This window comes from Nonomuraea sp. NPDC059007, from assembly GCF_042740555.1.
Classification (GTDB): Bacteria; Actinomycetota; Actinomycetes; order Streptosporangiales; family Streptosporangiaceae; genus Nonomuraea.
In genome coordinates, this window is the sequence record NZ_JBHYJD010000014.1 from 147,275 (window position 1) to 158,632 (window position 11,358).

An 11,358-nucleotide genomic window follows, 5' to 3' on the forward strand; every position below is an offset into this window, starting at 1 on the left:
AGAAGGATGAGACGGGGCCGGGGCGCGCTCGGCAGGAAACCGGGCCGGGGCCGGCTGGTGGTGGGCGTCCTCGTGCTGGCCGCGGCGCTGCTCATCGCCGCCGACCGGGAGGCCGCGCTGCAACCGCTGCTCACCGCGGGCGCCGCGGTGGCCGGACCGGTCGAGAGGGCGGTCTCCGGCCTGGCCGCCGGCGGCTCCGACAGCCGCCGGATCCGGGCGCTGGAGCAGGAGAACGCCCGCCTGCGGGCCGAACTCTGGACCCGCCCCCACCGGCCCGACCCCGCCACGCCAGGACCGCGCTTCGTCGCGGCCCAGGTCATCGCGTACGGCGGGCAGCAGGGCCTGTCCGCCACCGTCACCATCGACGCCGGCACCGCCTCCGGCGTCCGACCCGATCTGACCGTGCTCAACGGCGACGGCCTGGTGGGCAGGGTCGTCGCCGCCGGTCCCGGCACCGCCACCGTCCTGCTGGCCAGCGACGCCACCTCGGTCGTCGGCGCCCGCCTCCAGGGTGAGAAACCGGGCGAGGTCGGCACCGTCACCGGCGGCGGCAAGCCCGGCGGCCTGCTGCGCCTGAACCTGCTCGACGCCGAGGCCCCGGTCTCGGCGGGCCAGAAGGTGGTGACGTTCGGCTCGCGGCGGATGGTGCCCTTCGCCCCCGGCGTCCCGATCGGCACCATCGTCAGCGTCTCGCCCGCCACCGATCCCCTCACCCGTACCGCCCTGGTCCGTCCGGCGGCCCGCCTCACCGCCCTCGACGCGGTCGCCGTCGTGATCCCGCCGGGGAACGCGCCGTGATGCCCGCGCGGGCCTGGGCGGCGGTCGCGCTCGCGCCGCTGATCCAGGTGGTGCTGGTCAACCGGCTGTCGCTGCCCGGCGGCGTCACCCCCGACCTGACCCTGCTGGCGGTCCTGGCCGCCGCCCGCCTTCGGGGGCCGGTCGCGGGCGCGGTGGCCGGGTTCGCCGCGGGCGCCGTCCTCGACCTGATCCCGCCGGCCGTGCACCCGGTGGGGCGCGACGCGCTGGCCCTGTGCCTGGCCGGGTACGTCGCCGGCCACCTGCTCAGGCTGCCGGCCGTCGCCGCCTTCCCGCTGGGCGTGCTGGCCGGGCTGCTGTTCACCGCGGGCGTCCACGCGGCGCTCGGCGACCCGCGCGCCGGGGGCCCGGCGCTCGTCCACGTCCTCCCCCTGGCCGCCGCCTACACGGTGGCCGCGAGCCCCCTGGTCTGGTTCCCGATGCGGTGGAAGGCGCCCGATGCGTTCCCGGCTGCTGGTCCTGCACGTGCTGATCGCCTCCTTGCTGCTCATCCTGCTCATCCGGCTGTGGGACGTGCAGGTGCGCCACGGCGACGACTACGCCAGGGCCGCGGCGGAAGATCACGTCAGGCAGGTGGTCGTGCCGCAGGTCAGGGGCGGGATCCTCGATGACCGCGGCCGCCCGCTGGTGCGCAACCGCACCCGGCTGGCGGTCACGGTCGACCACGTGGCGCTGACCCGCCGGCGCGACGGCGGGCGCGCGGTGCTCGACCGGCTGGCCTCCGTGCTCGGCGTCCCGGCCGCGCGCCTGGCCGAGCAGGTCCGCCTGTGTACGGCCGGCGTCCGCCCCCCGTGCTGGCCCGGCTCGCCGTACCAGCCGATCCCCGTGGCGGGGGAGGTGAGCACGCGGGCGGCGCTGCAGATCGCCGAGCGGCCCGAGCTGTTCCCCGGCGTGAGCGCCGACCCCGTGCCGGTGCGCGAGCACCCGCGCGGCGAGCTGGCGGCGCACACGCTCGGCTACGTCGCGCCGTCGGGCGGCGGCGACCCGGCCAGTGGCATCGGGCTGTCCGGTCAGGAGGGGCTCGAGGCCCGCTACGACGCCGACCTGAGCGGGCGGCCGGGCAAGCGCGAGGTGGTCGTGGACACCACCGGCCAGGTCGTCAGGACGCTCACCGAGACGCCGCCGGTGGCCGGGCACGACCTGGTGACCAGCATCGACGCCGAGGTGCAGGAGGTGGCTGAGCGGGCGCTGCGCCGGGCGGTGGAGGGGGCGCGCGACCGGCGGCTGCCCGCGGACGCCGGCGCGGCGGTGGTCATGGACGTGCGGACGGGACGGGTGGTGGCGCTGGCCGCCCACCCGGGCTACGACCCGGACGTGTGGTCGGGCGGCATCTCCGGCGACGCCTACCGCGAGCTGCGCGGCAGGCTGCAGCCCAAGGCGATCCAGGGCCAGTGGGCGCCGGGCTCCACCTGGAAGATCACCTCGGCCGCCGCGGCGGTGAAGGCGGGCTACGCGCTCGACGGGATCTATGGCTGCCCGGGGTCGTTCCGGGTGGGCGCCAGGTCGTTCAGGAACTTCCGCGGGATCCCGCTCGGCAGCATGCCGCTGAGCCGGGCGCTGACCGCCTCGTGCGACACGATCTTCTACCGGTTCGCCTACGAGATGTGGCTCAAGGACGGCGGTACGAAGCCCGGCAAACGGCCCAAGGATCCGATGCAGAAGATGGCGGCGGCCTTCGGGTTCGGCAAGCGCACCGGGATCGACCTGCCCGGCGAGGCGGCCGGGCGGCTGCCGACGCGGGCGTGGAAGCGCGCGTTCTGGGCGCAGACCAGGAAGCAGTCGTGCAAGGAGGCCAAGCGGGCCAGGTCCGCCTACGTCCGGGCGATCGCGAAGGAGAGCTGCGTGGACGGGCACCGGTGGTGGGCGGGCGACGCGGCCAACTTCTCCATCGGGCAGGGTGACGTGCTCGTGACGCCGTTGCAGCTGGCCAGGGCGTACGCGGCGCTGGCCAACGGCGGCAAGCTGTTCACGCCGCGCGTGGGCAAGGCGGTCGTGCGGGCCGACGGCAGCGTGGTGCGGCGGATCAAGCCGAAGGTGGCCGGGCGGCTGCCGGTGCCGGGAAAGGTGCTCGCCTACATCCGCAAGGCGCTGGCCGAGGTGCCCAAGAGCGGGACGGCGGCCGGGGCGTTCGCCGGGTTCCCGCTGGACCGGCTGGCGGTGGCCGGCAAGACGGGTACGGCGGAGGCGTACGGCAAGAAGGACACCTCCTGGTTCGCCTCCTTCGCACCGGCCGGCAAACCGCGCTACGCCGTGGTGGTCGTGGTCTCGCAGGGCGGGACGGGCGCGTCGACGGCGGCGCCGGCCGTACGGGAGATCTGGTCGGGCATGTACGGGCTGGAGGGCAGGAAGGCGGCCCTGCGGTGAGGGCACAGCGGCCCGACTGGGTGCTGGCCGTGGCGGCGGTGGCGCTGTGCGGGCTGGGCGCGGTGCTGGTGTGGTCGGCCACCGAGCCCCGGCTGCTGGATGCCGGGCAGGATCCGCTCACCTACCTCAAGCGGCAGCTCGTCAACATCGCCGTCGGGGTCGCGGTGATGGTCGCGCTCTCCGCCACGGGTCACCGGGTGCTGCGGGCGTACACGCCGTGGGCCTATCTGGGCGCGGTGCTCAGCCTGGCGGCGGTGCTGACGCCGCTTGGCCGTACCGTGAACGGGGCGCAGGCGTGGCTCGGTCTCGGGCCGCTGCAGGTGCAGCCGTCGGAGCCGGCGAAGCTGGCGCTCGTGCTGGCGCTGGCCACCGTGCTCGCCGAGCGGGCCGACGGCGAGCGGCGGCCGCGCTCGACCCAGGTCGGGCTGGCGCTGGCCCTGGCCGCGCCGCCCGCCGCGCTCATCCTGCTGCAGCCCGACATGGGCACGTTCCTGATCCTGGCCGCGGTGGTGCTGGGGGCGCTGTTCGCCGCCGGGGTGGCGCTGCGGTGGCTGCTGGCGCTGAGCGGGTCGGCCGTCGCGGCGGGGGCCGCCGCCTGGTTCCTGGGCCTGCTCCAGCCGCACCAGGTGAGCCGTCTCATCGCCTTCGCCGAGCCGGGGGCAGACCCGCTCGGCGCCGGCTACACCGCCAAGGAGGCGCTGGTCACGGTCGGCTCGGGCGGCGCGTTCGGGCGCGGGTTGTTCAACGGCGACCAGACGGCCGGGCGGTTCGTGCCCGAGCAGCACACCGACTTCGTCTTCACCGTGGCCGGCGAGGAACTCGGCTTCCTCGGCTCGGCGCTGATCGTGGCCCTGCTGGCGGTGGTGCTGTGGCGCGGGCTGCGGATCGCGGGCCGCGCGGGCTCGTTCGGCTGCGTCGCCGCGGCGGCGATCGTGTGCTGGCTGGCGCTCCAGACGTTCGTGAACATCGGCATGGCGCTCGGGCTGGCCCCCGTGATCGGCGTCCCGCTCCCCCTGGTCTCCTACGGCGGGTCGGCCACGGTGGCCGCCTTGGCCGCGATCGGCGTCCTGCAGTCGATCCACCGAGGCCATCCACCCAAAGGGCACTGACCTGCGGTTTTCCCTGCCGGAACACAGCCTGGAAATTCGCACTCGGCGTTCCATCGGCCGAAACGGATGATTGCCTCATTGATGCTGTGGAGTTCCCATCAATGGCATGAGCACCACAAGCCGGGCCATCGCCGACTGGATGCGGCTGCGGGACCTCACCACCGTCTTCGGCGGCCCGGGAGCCGACGGCGCCTTCCCCGGCGACGTCCGCCGCGTCCGCGGCCTCCAGGAGGCCGTCGTGGTCGCGATGGCCGACGGGTACGCCTCCGTCACCGGCCGCCCCGCCCTCGTCGACCTCGGGTGCGCGGCCCACGGGGCGGGCGCCGTCCTCGGGGCCGCCGCCAACCACACCCCGCTCATCGTCACGACCGGTCCGGGGCGGACCGGCGAGGGCCGCGAACCCGCCGGGCCCGCCGTCAAGTGGTCCTGCGCGCCCGCCCCGCGTGACGTGCCCGCCGCGCTGGAGTGGGCCTACCACGTCGCCCTCACCCCGCCGCGCGGCCCCGTGTTCCTGTCGCTGCCCGCCGGACTGGCCGCGGCCGACGCGGACCCGGCGCCCGCGGTCCGCCCCCTGGCCGCCGCGGCCGCCCCCGACCCTATCGCGCTGGCCGTACTGGCCGAGCGGCTCGACCGCGCACGCTCGCCCGTGCTCGTCGTCGGCGCCGACGTGGACGCCTCGGGCGGCTGGGCGGCCGCGGTCGAACTCGCCGAGCGCTGCGCCCTGCCCGTCTGGGAGGCCGCGCAGTCCGGCCGCGTGTCCTTCCCGCAGTCCCATCCGCACTACCGCGGCGCCCTGCTCCCGGACGCCGGGCCGGCCGCCCGCCAGCTCGCCGCCCACGACCTGGTCCTCGCCGCCGGCGTCCCGCCGCCGGAGGGCGTCGCCGCCGTCCTGCTCACCTCCGACCCGTCCTGCGCCGCCTTCGGCGACGTCATCGTGGGCGACGTACGGCAGGCGCTGACCGCCCTGACCGAACTCACCAAGCTCAGGCAGGAACCCCTGCCCGGCACCTGGCCGGCGCCCTCCCCCGCGCCCCGCGGCAGCCGTCCGATGAGCCTCGTCACCGCGCTGGCCGCGCTGGCCGAGGGCGCGCCCCCCGAGACGATCTGGGTCAGCGAGTCCCCGCCCAGCCGCCCCGTCTTCCACGACCAGATCAGGATCGACCGGCCCGGCTCGTTCCTGTGCGCGGCGGGCGGCGGCGCCGGGCACGGGCTGCCCGCCGCCATCGGCGCCCAGCTCGGCGAGCCGTCCCGGCCGGTCGTGGCCGTCGTCGGCGACGGGTCGCTGCAGCACGCCGTCGCCGCCCTGTGGAGCGCCGCCGCGTACCGGGTGCCGCTGACGGTCGTGGTCCTCACCGACGGCACGCAGGCGATGCTGCGCTGGCTGTCGCGCCTCGACGGCGCGGGCCCCGGCGCCGACCTCTGCGCCATCGCCAAGGGGTACGGCGTCGCCGCCGGCCACGTGGAGTCCGCCGAGGCGCTGACCGCCGCGCTGCGCGTCGCGACCGCCTCCGACCTGCCCATGCTCGTCGAGGTCCCCGTGAACGGGCCTTAGCGTGGGCGCACCCAGGCCCGCGTGCACCGCCGCGCACCCTATTGAGCGGCGGGCACGACGGGAGGCCCGGCGGCGTCCCGGTCACCGTGGTTCGTGTCCGAGGCGCGCTTCCATGCCCGTGCCGGGCGCCGCCGCTGCCTTCGGGAAGGGGGTGATCGCATGAAGACGGGCTCCGGCGTCAGCTGGATCCGCTAGTCCACGCACCCTCCGGAGGGCCCCCGTACCGTGGTGGCGCCGATCCCCGGGGCGGGAGCCGTACCCTTCCCGCCGCGGCCGGACCCTCCGGAGCCTCAGAGCCCCGGCCTGCGATGCGACCCAGTGCGACGCCTGATCGTCTCCCAACCGTTAGAGTCTTGGGAGAAAAGGCATGCCGGGCGGAGGATCGGTCGGTTTGAGACGGCGGGATGACGACGGTGAGAGGGCGGCGAGGGTGGGAAAGCGCGGTCCGCTGACCCCCGACGACCCGTCCGAGATCGGCCCGTATGAGCTGGTCAAGCGCCTTGGCTCGGGCGGTATGGGCACCGTCTACCTGGCCAAGGGCGCCGACGGGTCCAAGGTGGCGCTGAAGGCGATCCGCCGCGACTTCGCCGCCGACCCGGTCTACCGGGCGCGCTTTCACGAAGAGGTGTCCAACGCGCGCAAGGTCGCCTCGTTCTGCACCGCGCGCGTACTCGACCACGGCGAGCACGACGGCCTGCTCTACCTCGTCACCGAGTACATCGACGGCGTCTCCCTGGAGGACCACCTCATCGAGCACGGCGCGCTGGAGCCGTCGGTGCTGCACGCGGCCGCGGTGGGCGTGGCGGCGGCGCTGACCGCCATCCACGCCGTCGGCCTGGTCCACCGGGACCTGAAGCCGGCCAACGTCATGCTCACCCTCGCCGGGCCGCGCGTGATCGACTTCGGATTGGCCCGTTCCACGCACGTCAACTCCCGCCACACCAACGCCGGCATGGTCATGGGCACACCCGGCTGGATCGCGCCCGAGCAGGTCTTCGAGGGGCGTACCAGCCCGGCGGGCGACGTGTTCGCGTGGGGTTCTTTGATCGCTTACGCGGGGCTGGGCGGGCACCCCTTCGGCGAGGGCGACGCCTACGTCATGGCCGCCCGCGCCAGGACCGCCCCGCCCGACCTGCGGGGGCTGCCCGCGCCGCTGGACCGGCTGGTGGCGGCGGCCATCCACCCCGACCCGGCGCGACGGCCCGCGTCGCGGCAGTTGCTGCTGGAGCTCGTGGGCGCGGCCGACGAGCCCGCCGCCCAGCTGGCCGCAACCCGCCACCTGACCAGCATGTGGGACCCGGCGGTGGCCCAGAACCCCCCGGGCCGCCCGGCCCCCTTCACCCCACCCCCGGCCCCCCACCCCGGCTCCCCGCCCCCACACCCCGGCACGTCGGGCCGGCCCCCACGCCCCGGTACCACGGGCCAGCCCCCGCACCCTGGTGCCTCGGGTCAGCCCCCACACCCCGGCCCTCCGCCACAGGCGGGTCCTCCCGTCCCCAGCGCCCCCAGCCCCGCGGGCCCCGGCCGCGCCGCCCCTGGTTCTGGTGGGCCCGGTCCGGCCGCCGGCGGGCCGGGTCACGGGGTTTCGAGCCCCGGCCGGCACGGCTCCGAGGCGCCCGGCCACAGCGCTCCCGGGCACGGCGCACCCGGTTCGGGTGGGCCCGGTTCGGGTGGGCGGCCCGGTTCGGGTGGGCCTGGCAGGCAGGGGCCCGGGCATTCGACCACGGGTCAGGGGCCGCTGCCGGGGCCGGCGGGTCCCGGGCCGCGTCCCGGGCATGATCCGCGTCCCGGGCATGATCCGCGTCCTGGGCATGATCCGCGTACCGGGCCGCCTGTGCGTGATCCCCGGCGCTCTGGGCCCGGGGTGACCGGGCCGGTGCCGCTGGCCCAGCACTCCACGACCGGGCAGGGGCCGCTGCCCCGGCCTTCCGCCACCGGGCAGGGCCCGCTGCCGCCGCGGGGTTTCGGCGTACCCCAGCGATCGGCGCGGCGGGGCTTGTCGGGGTGCCTCATCGCCGCGGTGATCGTGCTGGTGGTGATCGTGCTGTTCATCTCGCTGATGGCATGGATGTTCCGCGGCCCGTCGGCGGCGGGTGAGGGCGCGCCGGTCCAGGACGGCAAGCTGAAGTTCACCGTGACCGCCACCAAGTGCCCCAAACCGGCCAAGACCGCTGAGCGCCGTCAGTGCCGCCTGTCCGTACGGGTGTCCAACATCGGCCAGGAGGCCAGGGTCCTCTACCCGGGCCAGCAGAAGCTGATCGATCAGGACGACGTCCTCCACGGCGCCGCCAGGCTCCTGGACAAGGCGGGCAAGGAGGTCACCCCGGTCCGGATCGACCCCGGCCAGTCGTTCACCGGAGCCCTGGAGTTCGACCTGCCCAAGACCTCCAGCGCGGAGAGCGTCGAACTGCACGACTCCGGCCTGAGCCGCGGCATACGCGTCGAACTCGGCTAGCTCACCACCAGCCGGGCCGCCCGAACCCTCGAACCCATCGAGGAGGCCGGGCGTGGCCAGGCGATCCGGCCCGCGATGGACGAGAGATGGCCCTGGTCCCCGGCCTGCACTCCGAAGGAGGCTTCCGGTCCCCGGCAGGGTCAGCGGGCGGCTCCGGAGCTCCAGGCCCAGGCGGCGATCCCGACCCGGTTGGCGGCGCCGACCTTGCGCTGGATGTTGGCCAGGTGGGTCTTGACGGTGCCGGGGCTGATGAACAGTGCGGTGGCGATGTCGGCGTTGGTCCTGCCGTGCGCCACCAGGACGGCGATCTCGCGTTCGCGGTCGGTGAGAGGGTCGGGTGGCGGCGCCTGGCCGGCTTCGGCACGAAGGTGGCGCAGCAGCCGCACGGTGACCTGCGGGCTGATCAGCGTGTCGCCCGCCATCGCCGCCCGGACGGCCTCGATGAGCAGCGTCGGCCCGGAACGCTTGAGCAGGAACCCGGCCGCGCCGTTGCGCAGGGCGGTGTGGACGTAGTCGTCGAGGTCGAACGTGGTCACCACGATCACCCGCGTCTCCCGCGCGAGCCGCCGGGTGACCTCCAGGCCGTCGAGGCCGGGCATGCGGATGTCGGCCAGGACGACGTCGGGCCTGAGGTGCGTGGCCAGTTCGACCGCCTTGGCGCCGTCGGCCGCCTCGCCCACGACGGTCATGTCGGGCTGGGAGTCGAGGATGAGCCGGAAGCCGATCCTGACGTCGTCCTGGTCGTCGGCTATCACGATCCGTGTGGTCATCTTCTCCGCTCTCGTGGGACGGCGGCGCCGTACCGTGTCATGCCGGGATCACCGCCGTGAGCCGCCAGCCGTCGGCGTGCGGGCCCGCTTCCAGTGAGCCGCCGGCGGCGGCGAGCAGTTCCGACAGGCCCGCGAGGCCGAATCCGCCCTTCCTGGACAGGCCGATGCTCCTTCTCCCGTCGGTACGGCCCGCCGCCCCGTCGTCCTGAACCCGGACCTCCAGCCGGAGCCGGTCGGCCCGCACGCTCACCTCCACGGCGCCCGCCCGCGGCGCGTGGCGGCGGACGTTGGTCAGCGCCTCGCTCACCACCCGGTACGCGGTCGCCGACGCCTCACGCGAGACCCCGTCGGCCGCGACGTCGAAACTCACCCGCACCGACGGCGGGAACCCGCCGGCCAGTTCCTCCACGCGTTCGAGCCCGGGGGTCGGCGCCCGGTCCGGGTCGTTGAGCATGTGGACGGTGCGGTCGAGCGAGGCGAGCGCGCGCCGGCCGCCGTCCTCGATCCGCCGCAGGGCGTCGGCGACCTGTTCGGGCAGTCCGGGTGTGAACCCGGCCGCCTGGGCCTGCACCAGCATGCCGCTGACGTCGTGGGCGACGAAGTCGTGCAGGTCGCGCGCGAGTGCGAGCCGCTGATCCTGTACGGCCGCCGCCACCGCCCGCCCCCGGGCCTGGTCCAGCCAGCGCAGGTAGAGCCCGGCCCCGGCCGCCGCGACCGCGGGCAGCGCCCAGGCCGCGCACGCGCCCAGGATGAGCGGCGGCGGAGCGTTCCACACCTGCCTGAGCAGCACCAGCGCGACCGCCAGGCCGGGCACGAGGGCGGCGGCCGGGCGGCGGCGCGCGGCCAGGAGCGTCAGCACCAGCAGCGCGGGCAGCTCGGCGAAAAGCCACCAGGTCCCGGCCTGTGCACCACCTCTGGCCATCACGGTGACGGCGGTGACCAGCAGCGAGACGCCCCCGGCCACCAGGGCCACGACCTCGGGTGGCAGAGCCGCGAACCTGGGCGCCCGGCGCGGGAGGAGGGCCGTCGCCGCCGCCAGGACGGCGGTGACGGCTGCGAACACGTGCATGGGTTCGAGGGTAGAGGGGCGCCGGAGCGGGTGGCATCCGCCGAACGGCGGAGGCGGGGCCGGTGCGCGGGCCATCGGATCCGGCGAACGGCAGATGTGCGCCGGCCGCCCCCGCCGCGAGGCTTGGGCCATGAACACGACGAAGGTTGCGACAACCGCCCGCTGGCCCCGCCGGGCGACGTGGGGAGCGGCCGCGTGGTCGCTGGCGTACGGCGGTCTGGGGCTCTTCTGGGCGTACGGCGGAGCCGGCTTCCCCTTCGGCGAAGGCGACGTCCCCGACGCCCGCGCCGAGTCCTTCATGGGCGCGGCCACGGCCGCCGGAACCGCCCCGGTCATCGCCGGGCTCGGCCTCGCGGGCGCTCTTCTGGCGGTGGCCATGACCCGCGACTGGAGCGGCCAGGCGCGGCGCTGGAGGGCGGCGGCCAGGGTCGCGATGCTGGTTCCCGCGTGGGCGATGGCGTTCCTGCTGGTGGTGCTGGTGCCGGATGCCCGGATCATGACGGCGGTGGGGTACGCGCCGATCTTCCTGGTGGGTCTGCCGTTCGGCTGGCCGGACGCCAACTACTTCGAGCTGGCCTTCCCCTGGCCGGTGGTGAACATGCTGATCTGCCTGGCCGGCGGCCTGCTGTGGGCGCCGGCGGCGCTGGCGGCCACCCGCCGCAGCGCGGGCGCGTGTCAGAGCTGCGGCCGCGCGGACGGCCACGCCGCGCACTGGAGCACGCCGGCGGGCGCGGCACGCTGGGGCAGGTGGGCCGCGTACACGGCCTTCGCCGTTCCGCTGTTCTACTCGGTCGTGCGCTGGGCGTGGGCGCTGAAGATCCCGCTGCTGTTCTCGGAGGAGGGGATCAGGTGGCTGCACGAGACCGGGATGGCGTGGGCGGGCGCGGGGCTGGCCACGTTCGGCGCGGTGGGCGGCGTGCTGACGCTCGGCCTGGTCCGCCCGTGGGGCGAGATCTGGCCGCGCTGGGTGCCGGTGCTCGCCGGCCGGCCGGTGCCGCGCAAGCTGCCGCTGGGCGCGGCCACGGCGGTGACGGCGGTCCTGGCCTCGGCCGGGGCGGTGGCGATCCGGGTCACCGACTGGACGGACCCGGCGTCGTGGCTGGTGAGCCCGATGGCGTACTGGCCCATCTGGGCCGTGGCGCTCGGCCTGGCCACCCTGGCCTACTACTACCGCACCCGCCCGGCCTGCCTTCGCTGCGGCCTCGGCGCCCGGTGACGCCCTC

General features: G+C 75.7%; 9 protein-coding genes. 7 read left to right on the forward strand and 2 right to left on the reverse strand.

The genetic code is table 11. The features are described 5' to 3' along the window. The first annotated feature begins 6 nt into the window (after positions 1-6). From mreC to ACFWY5_RS24450, 6 genes are all read left to right on the forward strand, one after another. Positions 7-798 carry a rod shape-determining protein MreC gene (gene mreC, locus ACFWY5_RS24425; protein WP_379616442.1) on the forward strand — a complete coding sequence of 264 codons (792 nt, stop codon included), beginning with the start codon at positions 7-9 and terminating at the stop codon, positions 796-798. Further along, on the forward strand, positions 798-1,427 hold the full coding sequence (gene mreD, locus ACFWY5_RS24430) for a rod shape-determining protein MreD (protein WP_379634640.1): 630 nt from the start codon (positions 798-800) through the stop codon (positions 1,425-1,427). The genes mreC and mreD overlap by 1 nt, the downstream gene beginning before the upstream one ends. Next, a complete protein-coding gene (mrdA, locus tag ACFWY5_RS24435; protein WP_379616463.1) occupies positions 1,315-3,180 on the forward strand; it encodes a penicillin-binding protein 2 in 1,866 nt (621 codons plus the stop codon). The genes mreD and mrdA overlap by 113 nt, the downstream gene beginning before the upstream one ends. Then, complete coding sequence (gene rodA, locus ACFWY5_RS24440) at positions 3,177-4,289, forward strand: rod shape-determining protein RodA (RefSeq protein ID WP_379616444.1); 1,113 nt, start codon at positions 3,177-3,179, stop codon at positions 4,287-4,289. The genes mrdA and rodA overlap by 4 nt, the downstream gene beginning before the upstream one ends. Positions 4,290-4,395: 106 nt before the next feature. After that, on the forward strand, positions 4,396-5,841 hold the full coding sequence (locus ACFWY5_RS24445) for a thiamine pyrophosphate-dependent enzyme (RefSeq protein WP_379634541.1): 1,446 nt from the start codon (positions 4,396-4,398) through the stop codon (positions 5,839-5,841). Between the two features lie 430 nt (positions 5,842-6,271). Continuing rightward, complete coding sequence (locus ACFWY5_RS24450) at positions 6,272-8,296, forward strand: serine/threonine-protein kinase (RefSeq protein ID WP_379634543.1); 2,025 nt, start codon at positions 6,272-6,274, stop codon at positions 8,294-8,296. Between the two features lie 140 nt (positions 8,297-8,436). Here the strand turns inward: ACFWY5_RS24450 and ACFWY5_RS24455 are convergent, their stop codons facing one another. Together ACFWY5_RS24455 and ACFWY5_RS24460 are read right to left on the reverse strand one after the other, a co-directional pair. Further along, the gene (locus tag ACFWY5_RS24455) at positions 8,437-9,066 is read right to left on the reverse strand and encodes a response regulator (protein ID WP_379634545.1); all 630 of its coding nucleotides are present in this window, start codon (positions 9,064-9,066) and stop codon (positions 8,437-8,439) included. Positions 9,067-9,103: 37 nt separating this feature from the next. Further along, the gene (locus ACFWY5_RS24460; protein WP_379626531.1) at positions 9,104-10,135 is read right to left on the reverse strand and encodes a sensor histidine kinase; all 1,032 of its coding nucleotides are present in this window, start codon (positions 10,133-10,135) and stop codon (positions 9,104-9,106) included. A 130-nt stretch (positions 10,136-10,265) separates the two neighbouring features. Here ACFWY5_RS24460 and ACFWY5_RS24465 point away from each other — a divergent pair, with 130 nt between their 5' ends. Beyond that, positions 10,266-11,351, forward strand: coding sequence for a hypothetical protein (locus ACFWY5_RS24465; protein WP_379634548.1), 1,086 nt, complete (start codon positions 10,266-10,268; stop codon positions 11,349-11,351). Positions 11,352-11,358 lie beyond the last annotated feature (7 nt).